This is a genomic window from Arundinibacter roseus, from assembly GCF_004348825.1.
In the GTDB taxonomy this organism is placed as follows: Bacteria; Bacteroidota; Bacteroidia; order Cytophagales; family Spirosomataceae; genus Arundinibacter; species Arundinibacter roseus.
Genome location: NZ_SMJU01000005.1, coordinates 351725 through 372557 on the forward strand (window position 1 = coordinate 351725; position 20833 = coordinate 372557).

16 protein-coding genes are annotated in these 20833 nt (G+C 47.5%); 10 read left to right on the forward strand and 6 right to left on the reverse strand.

All coding sequences use genetic code 11. The annotated features are described in order from the left end of the window. Positions 1–107 precede the first annotated feature (107 nt). From xylA to EZE20_RS09775, 3 genes are all read left to right on the forward strand, one after another. Positions 108–1436: a xylose isomerase gene (gene xylA / locus EZE20_RS09765; protein ID WP_132117006.1), complete on the forward strand. Its 1329-nt coding sequence runs from the start codon at positions 108–110 to the stop codon at positions 1434–1436. A gap of 117 nt (positions 1437–1553) precedes the next feature. After that, entirely contained in the window at positions 1554–3347 is a 1794-nt protein-coding gene (locus EZE20_RS09770; protein ID WP_132117008.1) for an asparagine synthase-related protein, read from the forward strand. After that, entirely contained in the window at positions 3320–4024 is a 705-nt protein-coding gene (locus EZE20_RS09775; RefSeq protein WP_132117010.1) for a hypothetical protein, read from the forward strand. Before EZE20_RS09770 ends, EZE20_RS09775 begins: the two co-directional genes overlap by 28 nt. On the opposite strand, the gene porU2 is transcribed toward EZE20_RS09775, so the two are convergent. Together porU2 and EZE20_RS09785 are read right to left on the reverse strand one after the other, a co-directional pair. Further along, entirely contained in the window at positions 4025–7303 is a 3279-nt protein-coding gene (gene porU2, locus EZE20_RS09780; protein WP_132117012.1) for a putative type IX secretion system sortase PorU2, read from the reverse strand. 39 nt (positions 7304–7342) lie between these two features. After that, positions 7343–8695 carry a M20/M25/M40 family metallo-hydrolase gene (locus EZE20_RS09785; RefSeq protein ID WP_132117014.1) on the reverse strand — a complete coding sequence of 451 codons (1353 nt, stop codon included), beginning with the start codon at positions 8693–8695 and terminating at the stop codon, positions 7343–7345. A gap of 144 nt (positions 8696–8839) precedes the next feature. On the opposite strand from EZE20_RS09785, the gene EZE20_RS09790 reads away from it, so the two are divergent. Further along, positions 8840–9265 (forward strand): hypothetical protein, encoded by a 426-nt coding sequence (locus EZE20_RS09790; protein ID WP_132117016.1) that lies wholly within the window; start codon positions 8840–8842, stop codon positions 9263–9265. A gap of 70 nt (positions 9266–9335) precedes the next feature. Beyond that, positions 9336–9914, forward strand: a complete 579-nt coding sequence (locus EZE20_RS09795) for an O-methyltransferase (protein ID WP_132117018.1) — start codon at positions 9336–9338, stop codon at positions 9912–9914. Between the two features lie 118 nt (positions 9915–10032). Here EZE20_RS09795 and EZE20_RS09800 read toward each other — a convergent pair whose 3' ends face one another. From EZE20_RS09800 to EZE20_RS09810, 3 genes are all read right to left on the reverse strand, one after another. Further along, the gene (locus EZE20_RS09800; RefSeq protein ID WP_228713670.1) at positions 10033–11994 is read right to left on the reverse strand and encodes a plastocyanin/azurin family copper-binding protein; all 1962 of its coding nucleotides are present in this window, start codon (positions 11992–11994) and stop codon (positions 10033–10035) included. A 102-nt stretch (positions 11995–12096) separates the two neighbouring features. Continuing rightward, entirely contained in the window at positions 12097–13824 is a 1728-nt protein-coding gene (locus tag EZE20_RS09805) for a family 16 glycoside hydrolase (RefSeq protein ID WP_132117020.1), read from the reverse strand. A gap of 33 nt (positions 13825–13857) precedes the next feature. Further along, positions 13858–14619, reverse strand: a complete 762-nt coding sequence (locus EZE20_RS09810; protein ID WP_132117022.1) for an NIPSNAP family protein — start codon at positions 14617–14619, stop codon at positions 13858–13860. Positions 14620–15334: 715 nt separating this feature from the next. Here EZE20_RS09810 and acpP point away from each other — a divergent pair. Next, a complete protein-coding gene (gene acpP / locus EZE20_RS09815; protein WP_132117024.1) occupies positions 15335–15568 on the forward strand; it encodes an acyl carrier protein in 234 nt (77 codons plus the stop codon). A 52-nt stretch (positions 15569–15620) separates the two neighbouring features. Here the strand turns inward: acpP and EZE20_RS09820 are convergent, their stop codons facing one another. Further along, a complete protein-coding gene (locus EZE20_RS09820; protein WP_132117026.1) occupies positions 15621–16079 on the reverse strand; it encodes a Rid family detoxifying hydrolase in 459 nt (152 codons plus the stop codon). Between the two features lie 209 nt (positions 16080–16288). On the opposite strand from EZE20_RS09820, the gene gcvT reads away from it, so the two are divergent. From gcvT to EZE20_RS09840, 4 genes are all read left to right on the forward strand, one after another. After that, the gene (gene gcvT, locus EZE20_RS09825) at positions 16289–17365 is read left to right on the forward strand and encodes a glycine cleavage system aminomethyltransferase GcvT (protein WP_132117028.1); all 1077 of its coding nucleotides are present in this window, start codon (positions 16289–16291) and stop codon (positions 17363–17365) included. Between the two features lie 118 nt (positions 17366–17483). Then, positions 17484–18194 carry a 2-phosphosulfolactate phosphatase gene (locus tag EZE20_RS09830; RefSeq protein ID WP_132117030.1) on the forward strand — a complete coding sequence of 237 codons (711 nt, stop codon included), beginning with the start codon at positions 17484–17486 and terminating at the stop codon, positions 18192–18194. A 188-nt stretch (positions 18195–18382) separates the two neighbouring features. Further along, on the forward strand, positions 18383–20185 hold the full coding sequence (locus EZE20_RS09835; RefSeq protein ID WP_132117032.1) for a hypothetical protein: 1803 nt from the start codon (positions 18383–18385) through the stop codon (positions 20183–20185). A 76-nt stretch (positions 20186–20261) separates the two neighbouring features. Then, the gene (locus tag EZE20_RS09840; protein ID WP_132117034.1) at positions 20262–20828 is read left to right on the forward strand and encodes a Crp/Fnr family transcriptional regulator; all 567 of its coding nucleotides are present in this window, start codon (positions 20262–20264) and stop codon (positions 20826–20828) included. The last annotated feature ends 5 nt before the right edge of the window (positions 20829–20833 follow it).

Below are 20833 nucleotides of genomic sequence, written 5' to 3' on the forward strand. Positions count from 1 at the left end.
AGCCTGACCTTTTTTTTATAAAAGAAACAGTAGAATAAAATAAAATTGTCATTTTTACACTTATTAATTAATTCAAGCAATTACCTTCAACTTTACAGAAAAAAAACATGAGCATTTTACTTGGTGATCGGGAATATTTTAAAGGCGTCGGAAAGATTGCCTATGAGGGGCCTGAATCAGATAACCCCTTGGCTTTTCGCTGGTATGACGAAAATCAGATCGTAGCGGGCAAGTCCATGAAAGAGCATTTGCGCTTTGCTGTTGCCTATTGGCATACGCTCTGCGGCACCGGACTTGACCCCTTTGGCGGCCCCACGCTTTTTTATCCCTGGAACGAAAAAAGTGATGCCGTAGCACGAGCCAAAGATAAAGCTGATGCGGCGTTTGAGTTCATTACAAAAATCGGTGCCCCGTACTACTGTTTCCATGATGTAGACGTAGTTGACTATGACGACGATGTGCGTACCAATGAAAAGCGGATGCAGGCCCTGACTGACTATCTGGCTCAAAAACAAAAAGACAGCAGCGTGAAGCTCCTGTGGGGTACGGCCAATTTGTTCAGTCATCATCGCTACATGAATGGCGCTTCGACCAATCCTGACTTTCAGGTATTGACCCACGCAGGTGCCCAAATCAAAATGGCGCTTGATGCAACAATTGCCCTTGGTGGCGAAAACTATGTATTTTGGGGAGGCCGCGAAGGCTACATGACGCTGCTCAATACAGACATGAAGCGCGAGCAGGAGCACTTTGCTCAAATGCTGAAATTGGCCGTTTCGTACGCTCGTAAAAATGGTTTTACGGGTAAGTTCTTTATTGAACCAAAGCCCTGCGAGCCAACCAAGCATCAGTACGACTATGACGCCGCCACGGTCGTTGGGTTCCTGCGTCAATTTGATTTGCAGGACGATTTTTCGCTGAATCTCGAAGTGAACCATGCTACATTGGCCGGACATACGTTTCAGCATGAGTTGCAGGTAGCGGCAGATGCCGGAATGCTCGGCTCTATCGACGCCAACCGGGGCGACTACCAAAACGGCTGGGATACCGATCAGTTCCCCAACGATTTGATGGAATGGACGCAGGCTATGCTGGTGATTTTAGACGCAGGCGGACTTGCCGGCGGCGGAATTAACTTTGATGCCAAGCGTCGTCGCAATTCTACTGACGTGGAGGATCTATTCTACGCGCACATTGGCGGCATGGACACCGTGGCCCGCGCCCTGCTTATTGCCGACAAAATCACTCAAAAAGGCGAATATCACAAAATCCGCAGCGACCGCTACGCAAGCTTCGACAGTGGCAAAGGAGCTTCCTTTGAAAAAGGAGAGCTTAGCCTGGAAGACCTGTTTAGCCTGGCAGCCGAAGCTGGCGAACCTGCCATGATTTCCGGCAAACAGGAATATCTGGAAAATCTGATTAACCGGTATATCTAAATACAACTTCCGGATACGATCTTCTGAATTATACACAAAGCTGCTTTCTCACGAAGGCAGCTTTGTGTATATTGAACCGTTCTTATCCTGAACAGGGAAATAAATTTTCGATCAACGGTGAATGCTTCGGCTGGATTTTACGATTTTACAACTCATTCTCTTTACCTTTCATACGCTTACAGGCAAGGAATTGAGGTCGTTTCCGGCGATTCGCTGCTGCGCAGAATTGTGCCGGATTTGCATCAGCCAACAACCTACATTGAGCTTTCTCCCGCTACCCAAAAGTTCGTTCTTCAACGCGATCTGTTTGGAATCGTGCCGCTGTACTACCTATATATTCCGAACAAGATTTTTGCTTTTTCTACCAATATCCCTTTGCTACGGCAATTTCCTGAGGTACATAAATACCTTCGCCCCAATCCACGCCGGATAGCAGAGTTTTTGACCTGGATGAGCGACAGCGCACCCTACACAAGCGCAACTTTCCTGGAACCGCTGTTGAGCGTACTACCCGGCCATCAGTTGCAATGTTTTGAGGGGAAATGTACTCAAAAAACCTGGGTAACTTTTGATTGCGAATCCTGGCGAAAGCTCCATACCACAGAGGATTTTGGTCAGGCTTTTCGGCGGCAGTTTCGGTCTTCTGTTCAACAGGCAGTTGGTTCGGCATCGGCACCGATTGCTCATCTGAGTGGTGGTTTGGATTCGTCATCCGTCGTTTGCATGGTGCGGGACGTACAGCCACAAACACCGCTGCATACGCTGTATGCCACTACCGAAACAGCCTTAACCGACGAAGCGCCCTATGCCCAAACCGTAGCTCAGCAGGTAGGCAGCACGCATCATGAAGTGTCGCCGTCAGAAAATGATCTGGAAGCTCTTGAAGAAATAACCCGGTTGCTTGGACAACCCGAAAACATGATTGTTTCTCCGGCTTTTCATCTGACCCTGAGCCGCTACGCACAAAACCTCGGAGGCGACGTGCTTCTATCTGGACATGACGGAGACAGCATCATCGGACACGGACTGGAATATCTGGAACAGCTAATGAAGGCGGAAAAATGGCAGGAATTGAAAACTCTCCTGAAACAGCGGGCGGCACTAACTTCACTTACATATCTCCATCCTGACTGGGATTCTTTTTCAATAACCAGAAAAGAAAAGTACTATCAACAATACTTTTGGATGTGGTACCTGCCTGGACTTTACAAGTCAAAATCACTGCCCGAGTTTGTTCGCTACTGCCTTCAACTAGTCCGGCATTTTGATATTTCCTCAGGATTTTTACTAAAAAGAGGATTTCAAAAACTCCGGAGAAAAGTTGATAGCTCTCAAAAAACACTTCTTCCGGTACTGCGTAAAGAATGGCAGTATACCCCCAAAACGCAAGGTACTCCTACCCTGTCCGAAACCCTGCGGGGCTCCTTGCCCGCTACCCTTCAATATGCCTTCGACGACGTGTTTTACCGGGAAGCAATCGTGATAAATGAAGAATACTATGCGCTCGGCACTCATGTTGGATGTAGCTATGCATTTCCTTTTTATGATCAAAAATTATTCGAAATTTGCCTGTCAGCACCTGTTGAACTGAAATACTATCATGGGCTCGGACGTGGAGTATTGCGGGAAGGAATGCGTGGCCTGCTACCTGATTCGGTGCGTGAACGAGTGGGGAAAGCTAATTTTGGCACGTATGGCCGCCTCGCCGCCCTGCGGCTTTACGAGCAGGCAGGTGACTACCTCAGCCCAAACAGCGGTGTATGGACGTATGTAGATCAGGCTCATTTTGAAAAAGCGGTGCATATCATCAGGCATCCGGAAAAGACCCCCGAACTGACCAATCGGGCGCAATTTTATGTGTACAAAACTATTTATCTTGCAGTATGGCTTCATCAACTTTCCGAATCCTGACAAAAAGCGGGATTTTCACTTTGCTGCTTTTAGCAGCCTGTACTACACCGGAAACCGTCGAAACCGTGCAGGAATCAGCGTACTTTCCAATGGAAGCAGGACGTTTTCGTCTATATGATGTGATTGAAGAACGATTTACACCCAACGAAACTCCGGTGCGGAGCCTATACCAGGAAAAAGAGCAGATCATACGCCTGGAACAATTAGCGGACGGCAGTATGCAGGCCGTGCTTTCACGGTCGAGACGACAAAACAGCAGCGAATCGTGGATAGATCAGGAAACAATAGTGCTGGAAAAATGGCCGGATCGGCTGGTGCTTACGGAGAAAAATCAGAAATTTATTCCCCTCGTTTTCCCAATTGATGCCTCAACTATCTGGAACGCCAACCGTTTGAATAGCAGGCAGGAAACTAAAAATCGCTATACTGACATTGGAATTTCCAATACTATAAATGGTCTGTTTTTTGAAAAAACCATTCGCGTTGTACAGCAGGATGACTCAACGGCTATTGACCGTACCCTGCGTGCAGCACGCTACGCCCTGAATGTTGGTTTGGTAGAAGAAGAACAAACCGTACTACAATATTGCCAACGCACCACAGATTGCATTGGGCAGGGAATTATCGAATCGGGAAGCCGCCGCATCCGCCGTTTGGTGGCAAGTGGACAAGACTAATCAGCGGGCAATCAGCAACTTGCCGGTTTTTACTTCTTCTCCTCCGTCCTGCCAATGACTAATCACTTTGTAAAAATAGTGCCCGGCTGAAATCCCCTTTCCCGGTGTCCAAAACCATTCATTAATTCCCGGCCGGGTTACAGGCAGCCGGTGTTGTTCGAGCAATGCTCCGGTGGCACTGTAAATCTGCCATTCCAGGCTTTGAATCCTTGATTTTTTTAGCGCCATTGCCTCAAATCGTACATAGTCCGAAGCCGGATTGGGACTTACAACTACCGTAAATGGTGCATCAGCTTCGCTCACAACAAACGAAATTTGGTACGACTCACTTTCATTTCCCCGCATATCCCGGCCAGAAACCCGGAGTTCGTAGGTATTTTCGGCTAAAAAACCCGGCTTGAACTGGTAAAAAATCTTTCGATTTTCGGATCTTTCAAGACTCAAAAAAGAACTGCTAAACGCAATTCGCTCAAAGGCGCAAGTCGGGCATCTTTTTATTAATACATCTACCAGACTTGTATCTGTTGCCGATAGCATATTTTCATCCTGAAGCATGATTTCAATTATCGGTTCATTAGACACCCGCTCACCTTGCCGAATCGTACGCCCATCAAACCGAACGTTGAGCCAGGGAGCGAGCTGATCATTCACGAAGCCGGTGGGGAAACTATTTTCCTGCGCAGCTTCGGGCCAGGCAATGCGCAATTCGGCTGTATTATTTTCTTCCGAAAGTTCATCCAGTTCATGCTTTGGATCGAGCACCACCTGTATGGATTCAAGCGCTTGTCCTCCCCCGATTTTAATCAGCAGCGTATCTCGTAGCGGAAATGTGGGAAACGCCTGTTCATAGGTACGCTCCTGTCCATTTTCGCTTCGTAATGTCGCCTGCACGGTCAGGCGCTGTCCGACTACGAAACGTCCTTTATTGGAAACAATTGCACCCACCAACAGGCTGTCCGATTCGCCGATGGTTTGGTTTAAATGTTGGGAGCGAATAAAAATACTTTGGGTAGAATTAAGGCTAAAATCAGGTTTAGAGAGATTAAATAGCCGCAGGGCGGGATCTCCCTGCAAAACCATCTGATGAAGATTGGCAATATCGTAGGCACCATGCGCACGAGACGTAATACGCTGAGAAAGCACCTGTTGGATTTGACCGATGGATAAATTACTTGTTTGCGGGTCTGAAAAAAGAGCCGTGTACAATTCTGTCAGATACGTACTTGTCGGTTGAAAATAGCTCCAAAACGAATGGGCAATCACCGCTACGGCGCCTTTGTCGGCGGCAAGAGCCCAGTCGGACGAGAGCGTTTCGAAACGGCTGAAAATGTTCCCCACTCCACATCCATTAAAAAACATAAACGGATAACGACCGCTGTTGCGAAACCCATTTTCGGCTGCGGACGCAAAGCCCATATCCAGGTCGGTAACCGTTGGAGAGGCATGCCCAAAGAAGGTAATCATACCTACACCTTCGTTGACCTGTGGGGCGATATTTACTTTTTCAATTTCAACTACATTTTGCTTGGAAAAAGGGATGACCTCTGCGCCAAGAAACCCATTTTCTGCAATAGGACTCAGGCTGGAAAGCATTTCCCGAATGGCGCGTATCTCAAAAGCTGACTGCCCGCCGCTCAGATGCAGGATCCGTTTGGAGGAAGATTGAGTAGGTGCGTTTTGTTCAAAATCCCGGACTTTTTGAAGGTAGTTACGCAGTTGTTGCGGGCTAGTCGCATTGATTCGCCCCACGGGCATTGCAGGGCTATTTTCCTTCTGTCCGGCCAGGCCATCAACCAACAGAATATCCGAACCCGGATATCCAAAGGTGGGTACTTCGCCCGGCATATTCTTTTGCAGACGTTCGGGAAAAGTAGCCGAACGGCCAATCAATAGCAGATATTTGGTCGAATCCCCCTGCGAAAGCATAAAATCCGCAAAGCGCCGGATCGCCAGGGGGCTTACTTCCCCGTAGTTAAACTGTTCGTACAACTCAGGCATTTTCACTACAAGTGGTCGAAAACTCCCCCCCGGTTCGGAAGCCCGATAATCGGCGTATTCCTGAGCCGCCGAAAAAAGCGATTCATTTGTAACAATCAGATAATCAAAATCCTGTGGTGCAAAACTCTGAAACGAAACAGGCTGTAAGGAGAGATTGGCAGATGGCTCAGCTGTACAATATAGGCGGCGGGCAGCGGGGCCATTTCTGGAAATCATGCCCTCCAATCGTCCATTCTGAACTTTGGCAGCTACTGAAATCGGATGCTCAGGATCGGTCAAATCGTATAGCCGGGCGGTGGCCGGCACGTTCTCTATCTGAATTCGCACCAACGCCTGCGAGCCTGCGGGCAAGGTAAATATCGCTTCCTTTTTACCTTGCATATCCCAGCGTTGCGGATACGTAACCCGATAAAAAGTTACGGAATAGCGCTCAGCAGGCTGTTTTAAAGGGGATTGTACCGCAAGTTGCGTAGAACCGTTTACCCCCATATCGGCACGGCTGAGCGTATCAGAAATCAGGCGGTGATCAAAGCCATAAAAAGCGAGGGAGGCAATTTTTCGCTCGTTTCCGACGGAAACCTGTATCTGATGGGAAAAATTGGCTCGCCCGTTAATCAGAACATCGAGTCGTGGCGCGGGCGCATTTTCCTGAATCCAATTGGTTAGCAATATCGGAAACCTGACCAACGAATCGGCCAGGATGGTTTTTCCAGTCCAGCTTTCTCCACGCTCGTAAAAACTCTGCATCAGATTGGGTGTCAAACCGAGCGCAGTATTAAATGAATACTCGTCCCGAAACGATTTCACCTCCGTTTGCAAATGGTAGGGTTCCGGCATCAGCGCTTCATTCACAGGCATTTCTGTGTACTTGACTGATAGTGGAGCGGCTGTTCCAATCGTGAAATAGTAGGCAGTTTCATCCGAAAAAATACTTTGGTAGGGCGAAGGCCGGGCACTAAACGGACGATACAGCAACGAATCCTGCGCACCGTCGTTTCCTGTGGCATAAAATACAATTTCTTCGCTTGTGCGGCTAAGCGCAGAAATTTCCTGACCCCGATGAAAAATCTGAACCTGCGCTAATGAACCAACAGGTAAACCGGCTACCTGCATGGCAGAGCCTGAAATTCGGTAAATCCCTGCTTTGGAAACCGTTGCTTTGACGTAGGTCTGCCCAGGCACAATCCATTCATTCCCAAACTGTTGCGCTGTTACAAATCCTGCATAAAAATACAACAGCAGTGCAAGACCCACCCAACGGAAGAAAGTAAAACTCTTCATGATTTTACACTAGTTCATAACGTCAATTTTCGGCCCCGCTTACCTCATTCCCGGCTTAGGCAAAACGGGCAAGCCCTCGTTGCCATCTTCACTCACGGCCTGAACCGCAAAAAAGTAATTATCCTTTGAATAAGGCAGTTCCATGCCTAATTTATCCGTAAAAAATTTCTTTTGCCAGAACGGCCAATGTGTTTCCCGCATCAAAATATAGTACCCTTTCACCTTTCCCGAAGCAGGAGCCTGCCAGTAAATCTTGGTAGTATTAGTCAGGCTACGCACATCCATCGTCACGTTTTGTGGTTGCGCCGGCGACTTGGCCAAATTAGCCAGGTTGGCCAGATTCATAGCGGTGTTTTTGCGCAAGTACTCAAAATCCATGTCTTCCGGTTTGTCACCATATACTACTCCATTTTCAGTGCGCAGGTCCTGATGCTGATGTTCAAAATTCTCGTTCATTTCGGTAATACGTACCGCCGCAAAATCCCGATTGACAAAAGGTGTGTGGTCGCCGCCACGCAGGTAGCGGTCGTTGCGGTAGATCATCCGCACTTCCAGATGATCTACATAGCGCTCGCCTATTTCTTTGACGTACCGAGCCAGATTTCGGGCTTTTCCATCATTTTCAAGTCCATATTGCCGCACAGAAGCCGCTCGTTTATCCGTTTCAAAACCGGAGAGTCCTTCACTAAATATCCGCACGATTGTGTTATTGATCAGCCGGGTATCGTGGCTATTATTTGAACCCATGATGTCATTATTGAGCAACGCTTCCAGATTCCATTTTTCGTCTTCGGCACGCTGAGCCAGGTGATTAGCGCCCAGCAAACCCTGCTCCTCTCCACAAAAAGCCACAAAAATGATGGTAGCCGGAAAACTCTGCTTAGCCATAACCCGCGCCAGCTCGATAACTGCCGCCGTACCTGAGCCGTCGTCGTTGGCGCCGGGAGCATCCTCGGTTCGGTTTGCAATATTACTCACGCGACTATCCATGTGGCCACTCACCAGAAAAATCCGGTTATCAGCCGGATCAGTTCCTTTCAGGGTAGCCATTACGTTCCCCATATTCGCAACCACATCTACCCGGCGGCCGTCAGGCTGCATCGTCCAGGTGTCGAGCGTCGCGGTCATGCGGCCACCCGATTGCTTGGCAAATTCCTGAAATTTACCCAAAATCCAGTCGCGGGCGGGCTCAATGCCACGGGTGCCCTGCTTCCCCGACAACGTATGCCGAGTACCAAAACTTACGAGTTTCTGTACGTGTGAACGCAGGCTGTCGGAAGAAACCTCGGTTACGAGTTGTGAAATGACCGGGTCGCGCTGAATGATGGTTTGCGCATGCGTGAAGAGATACAATGAAAGACAGACGAAGGAGAGTAGTAACGTTTTCTTCATGAAATGTTTGTTGAATATTTAATTAAAAACCTAAGATAGACCAAAAACAGGTTTGGCAGAAGTCCTGACGGTAAAATTGAGACTTATGGTAAAAAATGTACGAACTTGTACTTATGTCTACTTGAACTCCTTCTTTAAAAAACTATGGATAAATTGATCAAAAAATCCCTCCTGAATCATGGAAAAAGTACGATTCAAATCAAACTTCTCAGGCATACCTCAGGTAAAATGTATGTTCAAATACAACAAACCATAGAAGGGCCGCCAGAAACTAGTTCAGAAATTAACCTTAACCCAGCCCTGTTGCCGGAGATTTTGACAGTTTTACAACTGTATCAGAACGAAATTGTTACCGCAAGTTTACCAAAAAAGCCAGTCTTCTCACAAAAAGATCAGCAACGTATGGTACATTGGTATTTGAAAGGTGTTTCGGCTAAGGATATTGGCTTGTTATTCAATACCAAAGAAGAAATTATTCATGACATTTTGTTGAAAAATGAAATTGAACTGGCTGAGAATAAGGTGCCAACTCCCAAAAAGAAACGCTTTCGGTTCAGAAGAAAACATTAAATATCAATTCCAAAAAAGAGAAAATTACATTTTTCCCGGATCATTCATTTCTTGTTACACATACAGTTCTATGACAGACAGTATCACGCAGGCGTTTCCAGCTGCCTACAAAATTTTGGAAGATTTGACCTGCGCGGCAGGTTTTACGATGGCCTCCGATCCAAAAGCAGGTTCGTTTCTCAGAACCATGGCCGCAACCAAACCCGGCGGTAATTTTCTTGAATTAGGTACCGGAACGGGCCTTTCTACTTCCTGGATTCTGGACGGAATGGATGCTCACTCGCAGCTAATTTCGATAGACAATGATCCACAACTAGTGGCCATTGCCCAGAAGCAATTGGGCCACGATGAACGTCTTACGCTGGAAATTGCCGACGGTGGCGATTGGCTGACGAGCGCACAGGAACAGCGCTTTGACTATATATTTGCCGATACGTGGCACGGAAAATACCTGATGCTTGACGAGACTCTACAATTGCTCAACAAGGGCGGGCTTTACATCATTGATGACATGCTGCCTCAGCCCAATTGGCCCGAAGGGCACGCCGAAAAGGCCGTGAAACTCGTGGCAACGCTGGAAAGCCGAAGCGATATTTTTATTACAAAACTTCACTGGTCTACGGGGATTATTGTAGCCACAAAAAAATAGTTTTGGATTAAAAAAAGTCAGCATCAACGAAATTTTTTCTGAGACAGAATCCATTAAAAAAAGCGTCATTTCCGAGTGGAAATGACGCTTTTTGATTATTTCAAAGGTTGTAAACGCTTTATTTAACCACCTTCATTTTTCCCTGCATCAGCGTATGGTGCCCCGGAAAGGTGCAGACATACTGATAATCTCCGGTTTTGGCGGGTGCCACAAAGTACAGGGCTTCGCTGCTTTCGGGTTGCATGAGACCTGTGTGAAACAGTACTTCGTTTCGGTCGGGAATGTAATTCAATTCAGCGCCTTTGAGACCCATATTGAGAGCGGCTTCTCCTACGGTATTGGCGGCACCAGGAAGCGTAATGACGCAATTATGGAGCATATCATCGTTATTATTAAAAATGAATTTCACCTTGCTGCCCGCTTTCACGCGCACTTCGGCAAGATCAAATTTCAGTCCCGGCTTGGTTCCAATCGTGATTACCTGATCGGGACCGTTGGTCCAGGTCGCCGGTTGGGTAGTTACACGCTTGGCCGAAGCCGCCATAGGCATTGCTTCCGTAGCCGTATGCTGACTATGATCCATACCCGACATCCCCGCCCGGCTGCTTGCCGTAAACCGGGCCGCATCGGCTTTACTACCAGACGCAATTTCGTTCAGAGTATAGTAGCCAGTCGTATGGAGTAGTGGCAAACCATTGGCCGACTTAATTCCTTCGGCCTTTATTTCATGAATATAACCTTTGCGTAATTTGGTTTCATCCAAAACCAACCGAGCGCTTAATCCATCAGCTGCCACGATAATACCCTTAATGGTCATTGGTTCGGCGTTGATGATGGGACTTCCGTAGGTATGATGGTATTTGTAGGTAAAGCTATTTACGGCATACGAGGCCGGGTCTCCGGCGGTAGCAGCATCAACGGGCAGCGTGAAAGTTACGTCAAAACCATCGGGCTGCGAACGAATCGTTTTTATTTCAAAAGGGGTTTGTCCGGTCCATACCAGTCGCTGAATGCCAAATGGGCTTTTGCCGGTTGCTGACCAGCCACGTGACGTTTGGCCCACAAACATAGAACCATCCAGTCCCCAAACCATCCGAATCAGCCCGGATTGAAAGCCTTCACGAAACGGAAAACAGGCTCCCTGCCACACGCCGTTCACTATTTCCATGTCTACACGCATGATTTTGCTGTGTCCCTGATCGCCCACAAACATTTGTCCGGCAAAAGGTCCGAAAGCGCCTGCGGTAGTATCTTCCTTAAAATCAGACGTTGAAATACCCATGAGTGTATGTGGAAACCAAACGGCGGGGGGTTTGATGCCGGGCGTACGTTGGGCTACATCATACAGTGGCTCTCCGGTATCGGGCACGTCTTCGGGCCGCAGCTTCACGGGCGAGCCTTCTTCGCCACTCCACCGCAAGCCGGCAGGATTTCCGGCAAAATCGCCCTTGGCCAGGTGCGTCATGCGCCCCGACCCGACCCAGTCACCCTGATTTTCAGTATAAAAAATATCTCCTTTAAAAACGCCAAAACCCGCAGGTGAGCGGAGCCCCGTGGCCCAGGGTGTGAGCTTCCCCTGACTATCAAGTTTGAGCATCCAGCCCCGCCACTTAGACTGACTGGCACCTCGACCAATCCAGTCAAGATTCAGGGTTACGATCATTTCGCCGTCTGGCAAAGGCACAGGGCCGTAGGAATATTGGTGGTAGTTGCCCGATAATGGCCAGCGTGCAAAAGAATCGTAGACATCGGCTACGCCATCCTGATCGGTGTCAACGAGCTTGGTGACTTCGCCGCGCTGAGTAATCAGGAAATGATCGCCCCGATAGAGAAGCCCGAGCGGCTCGTGCAGCCCATGCGCAAAGCGTTTGAACGTAGGTCGACCGTTTCCTTTCATGTAGGGATTACCAATCATCCAAACCTCGCCCCGGCGCGTGGAAGCAGCCAGGCGGCCATCCGGCAGCACCGAAAGTCCACCTATTTCCATTTCGATGTTTTCCGGAATCGGCATGGTAATGATCCGGTAATAATCATCTTCGGTCATGGGCCGATTTTGCGCCGGGCTGATATGCGCAGCCATCAGGAGCCCAAATGCTACAAGTCTGGGTTTTATATAGGTACCTATTGTATTCATGGTTTAAAAGTACTTTCAGGTTATTTTATTTTTTCAGGATTGCTCTTTTTACCAAAACATGCTGTACTCTACCTTGCCGTTGACGGGAATAAGAAGCTCCTGACGTCCGGCAGATGTTCGCTGTGTCACTGAAAGTTTTTTATCTACCCGAACATAGTACCGATCGTCGATGCGGTATAAGCCCTTTTCTACCTGCACAATACTGCTGCCGACTCCGGCAAGTACAAACAGATTTGCGGGCGCATTGCCTTCCAGTGAAACCGTGCGGTTCAGGCCTTTGGTGTCGGCACTCAGCAGATCGGTAAGCGTGGCCGCACCCAACGCATAGCGCATAGCGGGTACACCGGCAGGTGTCAGGCGGTAGCCTAAATAGTTGATGGCTGCCGAGTCGGGCCATGCCGTTGATTTGTCAGACAAAACGGCATAGCTGCTCTGACCACTTACCGGCACCGTGAGCCCGGCTGTACTCAGAAGCTGCGGTTCGCCGCGCTCGTACCACATCTCGGTGACGTCGGCAAATTGCCCTCGCCAGGTTTGTAGTAGTGCGCCCCGATTCAGGTCGAGTGTATAGTGCCAGCCTGCGGGACTGCCCACAGATAGAACGTGCGTACGTTTCGCTTTTTCTTGTCCATAAAAAACGAACGAACGAATCATTTCGGGGCGATCTTCGGGCGTGACCCCGAGGTACGGCTTGGGCTCCGGCACGGGTAATGACGACAACGCGCTAAGGTCATACGAACGAATGCCCGAGGCGGTCACGCTAAGACCAAGAGCAGGTCTGCGCCAGGGAAAGCGTGAGTAGCGTAGTATAAATCGGTGAGTTCCTTTTTCAAGAACCGCCCGACCGGTATGTAAATCTTGGGAAGTACTTTCGCCAACCGTCACCACAGGCTTTCCGTCAATACTAAGCTGTGCCCGCGGGCCCGACTGCGCAATGGTAAAAGTATAGTCGCCCGATTCTTCGATGTTCATCGTACCTTCAAAAAACAAGTGAAACTCGCGGAGACCATTGGCTACCTCCTGCGTAATGGCGGTTGTCTTTTCTTCCCGATCCAGTTTTACAGGAGTGGCCGTATCCCAGGCATCCGTATAGAGTCTATATGATAAATCCGAAATTTTTAGCGGCTGCCGATTGGCAAGCGATTGAAAGCCAATGTTTCGAAAAGCTGCCGTGCCGTTGGTTACTTCCAGGGCAATTGGCTGCGCACCCGAAAGTCCGGGCCTACGAGGCAAATACACATTCTGCTGAACTACCACCCCATTCAGAACCAACGAGTTGAGTCGGCTCATCGTTGGCTGTGTAGGAAGTTGGGCATCATAAGCTAGCTCTACCACCTGCCAAAGTCCGGCAGCTTTGGCTGCATTTTGGATGGGAAACTGCCCTACGTAACCGCTCGTGGAAGCCGTAGGTTCGCTCGCGGAAGTACCTTCGGCCAACAATATGCGTGGCCCGCCGGGCAAAATAATGTAAGCCTGAGCACCGGGCGACAACATACATTCCAATCGAAGACGCATATCCTGCATCGTGGTGCGGGTACGAATAGGCTGCCCTTTTGAACCTACCAAAATTCCGGAACCGGCCTTAGTTGACATTCCCGTAGGATTTAGCGGGTTCATGGCAATTTCTCCCTGTACTTTCCAGGCAGACGCAGCTGATTCAAAACCCGACAGGTCATTCAAAGAGATAGGCGTGTAGTTGTCCGGCGCCTGGGCCCTGAGCATTACAGAACTGGAAAGCAGGCAACTCAACAGAGAAAGGCAAAAGAAATGACGCATAGTCAACTATTTTTTCAAGGATAAATTTTGTAATTACTTAATAGCCGAAAAATCAGTAGCCTTCATATAGACAAACTCTACTTTCTCGACAATCTTGCCATTGCGTTCTGAGTTGTCACGTGCCTTAATCCAGTCAGGATCTACCCGAAAAGCGTCAAATGAACTTTTTGCAGCATCAGCGTTTTTGTGCGCAAGCATGTATATCAGCAAATTATCTTTTTCAACAGGCAGCCAATAGTTCAGGTTGGTCATGCCTTGTTTGGCAAAAAGAGCCGTTGTATGATTGCGAAAACGAGCCAGCAAATCAGGCAGTTTGCCAGGTACTGTGTGATACGTTCGCATCTCAAAAATCCGATTGTCAGCCGGGCCGCTTACGGTCATGGGAAACGAAAAGTCGGTTTCTTTCATAAAAACGCTTTCAACTTTGGCCACAATTTTACCATCCTTTTCAGAGTCAGACTGCGCTTTTTTCCAGACAGGATCATTGATAAACTCCTTCCAGGCCTTATCGCGATAGGCTTTGTCGCCCGGATACGAAAGTACGTACACGAGTTTGTTGTCAGTGTTTTCCACCGGAACCCAATAGCCCACGTTCGTCATGCCGTGTTTTTCAAAAAGCTTCGTAGTGTGGTCTCTAAACCGCGCCAAAAGCGCATCAAGCCGGCCGGGCTCGCAGTAGTAAATACGCATTTCGTACAACTTTGCGTCGTCGTTTTTTTTCTGAGCCGAAACATTCATAATACTTAGGACTCCCGCCAACAGCAGGAATAAAAAACGTTGTTTTGTAGAATTCATGGGATTATTATAGAAAAGTTTATTCGCAGAAAAAATAAATTCTAAGGTAAAACGTATTTAGAGATAAGAAACAAAAACCAGTAAATCAGTAAACAGAGACGACATTTTTTTCTACTCATTATTACTGGTCGTTTCCAGAAAACGTGGGCTTTCCTTCTTTATCAAAGCCTGCTTTCCCGGATTAAGGACCCAATGTCAATTAACTATCAGGTACCTAGGAAAAATACCAAACACGATTTAGTTACTCTTTGAAACTTATTTAATAAATACCCTGGCCTTATTCCCGGTGCTGTGCTTCAAGATCCGTAGGTTGTTTTACTCCGAAAATCCGACACCTATAAAGATTCATTACACAGCTTTTTTTTACTTTTGATCAGCACCAAGCTTCGTTTAGGGGTTTATTCAAGCAAAATAATTTTCCGGAGAAACCACTTCATTTGTCATTCATACCCGGTTTTTTCGGTTTCACACGCAAATACCTTCGGTTCATCCCATTTCAGTAGGTAGTATTGTAATAAACTCATTTCCTTTGAGGAAACCATTGGATGAATAAAGGCAACAGAAAAAATCTAATGGCTTGAAAAATAATGAGTTGAAAAATATTTTTCAAAAATGGAACAATTTGTACTTTTAAATGGTACTATCATTAAATTTTTATCGTTTTAAAATCAAATCCCTGTCAGTTTTCGTATTTACCAGAAATTTATCTATACCCATGAAACAGCGCATTATCTCTATTCTAAATAACTTTGGCGTAGAATCAACAGCCATCACTGACGACGCCCACTTCATCAAAGACCTTGGTTTTGACAGCCTGGATCTTGTGGACATGATGATGCAATTAGAGCAGGAATTCTCCATTGCAATTCCGGACGAAGACTACACACGCATTACCTCTATCAATAGTTTGATGAATTATTTGCAGGAGCAACAATCCGTAGTTGTCTAAAAAAAATACTACTTTATATTTGAAAAATAAAGCAGGGAATTCGTTCTCTGCTTTATTTTTTGCGCTTCCTGACCGATACCGCCGCTACCACCGCAATCTCAATACCTGCCCCCGCTGGTAAATCCGAAACTCCCACCGTAGTTCGGGCCGGATAATCACTTGTAAAATAGGTTGCATAGAGCTCATTTACCCGACCAAACTGCCGAAGATCTTTCATAAAAACTGTCACATTGACGACATCTTTCAGGGTTAGTCCGTGAGCGGCTAAAATTGCCGTGACATTTTTCATGAGTTGAGGAAATTCTTTTTCTACGCCTCCTTCTACTAATTTTTGTGTACCCGGATCAATTCCCAGCTGTCCGGCTACGTAAAGCACTCCGTTAACAACCACTCCCTGACTATACGGCCCCACCGGCACAGGTGCCTTGTCGGTGCGGATGATTTGCTTTTGTGCCACCACCCCTTCGTGTACAAATAGAAGGAATGCAAGAAAATAAAAGACTTTTTTCATGTGTAAGTTTAGATGATTTAGAGCGGAAAAAGGTAGGGATTTTTTAGCTGAACCAATTCATTTTTCAGCCTATTTTATGTACTACTTTTTATCTACGCCTCCCCTAAGTTGTACACAAGCCCGGGTATACACGCAAAACTATCAGGAAATCGCACGGCTTTGGTCGGCTTTTCCTACTTTTGCACCTTCATTAAACAGATATGCAGCGAATGAAAACGATTCCCTTACATGAGATCCACGTAAAGTTGGGTGCCAAAATTGTCCCTTTTGCAGGTTTTCAAATGCCCGTGCGCTATTCTTCCGATCTGGAAGAGCATCATACGGTACGGCAGGGCGTGGGAGTTTTTGATGTTTCGCACATGGGAGAGTTTGTCGTGAAAGGCCCCGGTGCCCTGGCGCTGATCCAGAAAATATCGGCCAACGACGCGTCGATGCTTTTCGACGGCAAGGTGCAATACAGCTATATGCCCAACGCAACGGGAGGCGTAGTAGACGATTTGCTGGTGTATCGTTATAATGAAGAAGAATACTATCTCGTGGTGAATGCATCCAATATTGAAAAAGACTGGGATTGGATCATGAGCCACAATACCGAAGGTGTAGAAATGGAAAATATTTCCGACCGACTTTGTCTGTTGGCCGTGCAGGGACCGAAAGCAACCGCTACGCTGCAAAAATTAACGGATGTAGTGCTGGCCGATATGGACTATTATACCTTCACAAAAGGCCGCATGGCAGGTATTGATGACGTGCTGATTTCGGCTACGGGATATACCGGTGCCGGTGGATTTGAAATCTATGTATGGGCCGACGACGCAGCTGCGATGTGGGAAGCGATTTTTGAGGCTGGCGCTGAGTTTGGCATCAAACCCGTAGGTCTTGGTGCGCGCGATACGCTGCGTCTTGAAAAAGGGTACTGCCTGTATGGCAACGACATCAACGACATGACCTCTCCGCTCGAAGCCGGCCTCGGATGGGTCACCAAGTTTACCAAAGACTTTGTAAACTCTGACGCACTAAAAGCCCAAAAAGAAGCCGGACTTATGCGCAAACTCGTTGGTTTTGAGCTACTTCAAAAGGGGATTCCGCGTGGACACTATGCAATTTGTAATGAAGGAGGAGAGATAATCGGAGAGGTAACCTCCGGCACGCTTTCGCCTACGTTGCAAAAGGGCGTAGGCATGGGCTACGTTCCCATTGATTTCGCAAAACCGGGTACTGAAATTTTTGTACAGGTTCGGGAGAAACTCCTGAAAGCGCAGGTAGTAAAAATGCCATTTTGTTAAAATTTTTCTTGGTACAGTTTCAGAAATAATATATTCAAAAACCATCGTAAACAAATCGTCAAAACTCAGGATGACACCTACTTTTCCTGACCAAAAGCGCTCCATTTAACTACCTCTCATGAAACAACTTGACGTCTGCCTTACACCTGATCTGCTGCATTTACATTCTCTTGACAATTCAATTGTCGTCGTAGCAGACATTTTCAGGGCTACTTCCTGCATGGTTACGGGTTTGGCTTATGGCATTGAGAGCATTACGCCCGTGGCCACCATAGAAGAATGCAAGGCCTTGCAACTCAAAGGCTATCTCGCTGCTGCTGAACGCAATGCATTGAAGGTAGAAGGTTTTGATCTGGACAATTCGCCGTTTAGCTACATGTCCGAAAGCCTGATTGGCTCCCAAGTAGCTATGACCACTACCAACGGTACGCTATCTATTTCCAAAGCCAAAGCCGGGGCGGTGAAAGTAATGGTGGGGGCATTTCTGAATTTAGGAGCCCTGGCCAATCAGTTACGTGCCGAGCAGTACGACATTTTGGTTTTGTGTGCAGGATGGAAAGGTCGCCCCAATCTGGAAGACACGCTCTTTGCCGGTGCGTTGGCCGAAGCCCTCAAAGATGAGTTTATGCTCATGGAAGACAGCGTGCTGATGGCGCAGCGGCTTTATAATCAAGGCAAAAACAATTTACCTGCTTTTGTAGCCAATTCGTCGCATGTACGCAGGTTACAGCGGTTAGGCATTCAAAAGGACATTACCTATTCTTTACAGACCGACTTGTACGACGTGGTGCCGGTTTTGCGGGGAAGCAAGCTTGTGGCCCATCATTGAAATGGCCGGTAATTGCTTAGGTTATATTGAAATTTAAAAATACATACCAACGGACTGTTTCATCCGTTTTTTCGTTTCAAGAATCAGGATCACATCATGTTGCTATGGTTAAAACTTATTACACTGCCTTCATTCTCTTAATTTGTTCAGGTTTTTTTCTGCCTGTTTATGCACAGATTATTCCCACTGTGCCACAAACGGACACGACACTTGTCAATCCGCAGGAAGGACGCAATGTGGTTACTCCACTAAATACGAATGATTTACCAACCATTGAGCCTGATACCAATTCCGGGCAATATGGTGTTCCGGTCATAGATACCTCGCAGGTTTCTTCGGTTGTTATCGGCAACCTTTCTTATTGGTCGGTTTGTCCGGGCAGCCGGGTTTCGGTTCCATTTACGGCTTTGGGGCCCTTCAATCCCGACAATACGTTTGCGGTTCAGTTGGCCGATGCCAGCGGAAATTTTATTACGATTTCCCAGAATGTGAAAAGTGGCCCAATTCAGGCCATTATTCCGGCTGATAAAAAGGGTGGGCATTTATACAAAATACGGGTATTGTCTACGAGTCCAGTCATTACAAGCGCAGAAATGCCTATCCGATTGCTTCCTTTGGCTTCGGCGCGGCTGGAAACAGCCGATGGCTCAACGTCTTCACGGATTATGCCAGGACAGGAAGCACAACTGCGCGTGAGTTTTACGGGCGCAGCACCCTGGTCATTTCAGCTTTCCGATAGTAGCACCGTCAGTCAAACTTTAACCAATCCATACTATTTTTCTGTAAAGCCGGAAAAAATCCAGACGTATACGCTTCTCGGAGTAGCCAATGCCTGTGGAAGCGGCCAAACCGAAGGTAGTGTAATCGTAAACGTAGATGCAAACCCGGAACCGCGCCTTGCGCTGAAAGATGCCGAAAAAGGGTATCGGGTTTGTACCAACACTCCGTTTCAGGTAGCATTTAATGCCACAGGAAGCTATAAAGCAGGAAATTCGTTTGTGGTGCAGCTCACCGATCGTAACGGAGAATTCCAGACTATTTCGGTGGCAGATTCGCTGGGTCCCATTATGGCAAAAGTACCGGCCGGGACACCTACGGGGGAGTACCTCCTTCGGGTTATTTCCTCATCGCCTACGTTAGTGAGCGATTCTACCAAAGTCGTGGTAGCAGCCCCAACCATTGCCTTCCTGCAAAACGACACCATTCGACTTAAAGAAGGTGGCGCTGCCGAACTTACCGTTCGTTTTCAGGGAGGCGGGCCATGGTTTGTACTACTTTCAGATGGGACGTACGAAAATAATATTACTACCAGTCCATACACCTTAAAAGTAACCCCCTATAACACAACCTCTTACCGCTTTACGTCCGCAGGAGGTTTGTGTGGTGTTGGTACGTTTACGGGCCAAGCCTACGTTTCGGTCGATGTACCACCTTCAACCATTGCGATGGAGAAGCCTTCGCAGACGCTGATCTGTTCGGGTGGGGAAATCAGCGTACCCTTTACCACCACCGGGCGATTTTATGCCGCCAATAAATTCATCGTTCAGATCGCCGATAGCACAGGGCGCTACGTTGATTTACCTACAACCGGCAAAGAAAGTCCGCTGAAAGTAAAAGTAACCCCGCCTTATCAGGGCGATACCATCAGCGTACAGCGCATTCGCCTTGTAGCTACCGCACCGGCCGTAGCCAGTGAGCCGCTCGAATTAAAAGTAGTGGCACCGGATGCCGCCGTTGGCGAAGTATTTGGGAAAAGTATTATTCCGGGGGGAGGCTCTACCCGCATCCGGCTTCGGTTCAAAAACGGCCTTCCACCCTGGTCTTTTACGCTTTCAGATGGCTCTACGGTACAGGGAACCTTTTTAAACCCTTATTTTATAACTGTATCGCCAACCACCACAACAGAATTCACGATTAGCTCGTTAAAAAATGCGTGCGGAACCGGAACCAGTCGTGGCCTTGCGGTAGTTACTGTTGAAAATAAACCTTAACTTTAATTCATGTATTCATTTTTTGTTTTCCCTCTCCACACACCCTACTTGCCGCTCATGTGAGTTTTGAAAAACTATGAAACTATTAAAAGAATTTCTGAGTCGATACATTACCTTGTCTGACCCTCAGTTTGAGAACTTAGGAAATTCACTTCGGGAAATGCACCTGCAGGAAGGTGACTATTTGTTGCGGGAAGGAAACATTTGCCGTACGATCGGCTTTGTCACTCAGGGCACTCTGCGTGTGCTTCATTTTGACCAGGACGGTGAAGTAACACGCTATTTTATTCCCAAAGGGGCAATTGCCGTGCTGCCCGATAGTTTTCGCTATCAGGCTCCTGCCAATGAAAACATTCAGGCCGTAACCGACTGCCGTCTTTGGATATTGCGCTATGAAGATTTGATTAAAATGTATGATCAAATTCCGATGTGGACGCGGCTCGTACAAAAACTTTTAGAAGAAGTTCAGCATCAGCGTGCGTTGGGCCGCAGGCTCAACATGCAGGATGTCCGCACCCGCCTCCAACTGTTCAATGAAGAATATCCCGGTTTGGCGCAGGAAATTCCAATAAAAACGTTGGCTTCTTTTCTACGAATAAGCCCGCTGGAACTGACCAAAATCAGAAGCGAAATGGCCCAATAAGTCCA

Excerpts from the sequence above, each read along its gene's own strand:
- EZE20_RS09805 (WP_132117020.1), bottom strand. The coding sequence starts at position 13,824 with ATGCGTCATTTCTTTTGCCTTTCTCTGTTGAGTTGCCTGCTTTCCAGT.
- EZE20_RS09810 (WP_132117022.1), bottom strand. The coding sequence starts at position 14,619 with ATGAATTCTACAAAACAACGTTTTTTATTCCTGCTGTTGGCGGGAGTC.
- EZE20_RS09820 (WP_132117026.1), bottom strand. The coding sequence starts at position 16,079 with ATGAAAAAAGTCTTTTATTTTCTTGCATTCCTTCTATTTGTACACGAA.
- acpP (WP_132117024.1), top strand. The coding sequence starts at position 15,335 with ATGAAACAGCGCATTATCTCTATTCTAAATAACTTTGGCGTAGAATCA.
- porU2 (WP_132117012.1), bottom strand. The coding sequence starts at position 7,303 with ATGAAGAGTTTTACTTTCTTCCGTTGGGTGGGTCTTGCACTGCTGTTG.
- EZE20_RS09785 (WP_132117014.1), bottom strand. The coding sequence starts at position 8,695 with ATGAAGAAAACGTTACTACTCTCCTTCGTCTGTCTTTCATTGTATCTC.
- EZE20_RS09790 (WP_132117016.1), top strand. The coding sequence starts at position 8,840 with ATGGATAAATTGATCAAAAAATCCCTCCTGAATCATGGAAAAAGTACG.
- EZE20_RS09775 (WP_132117010.1), top strand. The coding sequence starts at position 3,320 with ATGGCTTCATCAACTTTCCGAATCCTGACAAAAAGCGGGATTTTCACT.
- gcvT (WP_132117028.1), top strand. The coding sequence starts at position 16,289 with ATGAAAACGATTCCCTTACATGAGATCCACGTAAAGTTGGGTGCCAAA.
- EZE20_RS09830 (WP_132117030.1), top strand. The coding sequence starts at position 17,484 with ATGAAACAACTTGACGTCTGCCTTACACCTGATCTGCTGCATTTACAT.
- EZE20_RS09800 (WP_228713670.1), bottom strand. The coding sequence starts at position 11,994 with ATGGCTGCGCATATCAGCCCGGCGCAAAATCGGCCCATGACCGAAGAT.
- EZE20_RS09840 (WP_132117034.1), top strand. The coding sequence starts at position 20,262 with ATGAAACTATTAAAAGAATTTCTGAGTCGATACATTACCTTGTCTGAC.
- EZE20_RS09795 (WP_132117018.1), top strand. The coding sequence starts at position 9,336 with ATGACAGACAGTATCACGCAGGCGTTTCCAGCTGCCTACAAAATTTTG.
- xylA (WP_132117006.1), top strand. The coding sequence starts at position 108 with ATGAGCATTTTACTTGGTGATCGGGAATATTTTAAAGGCGTCGGAAAG.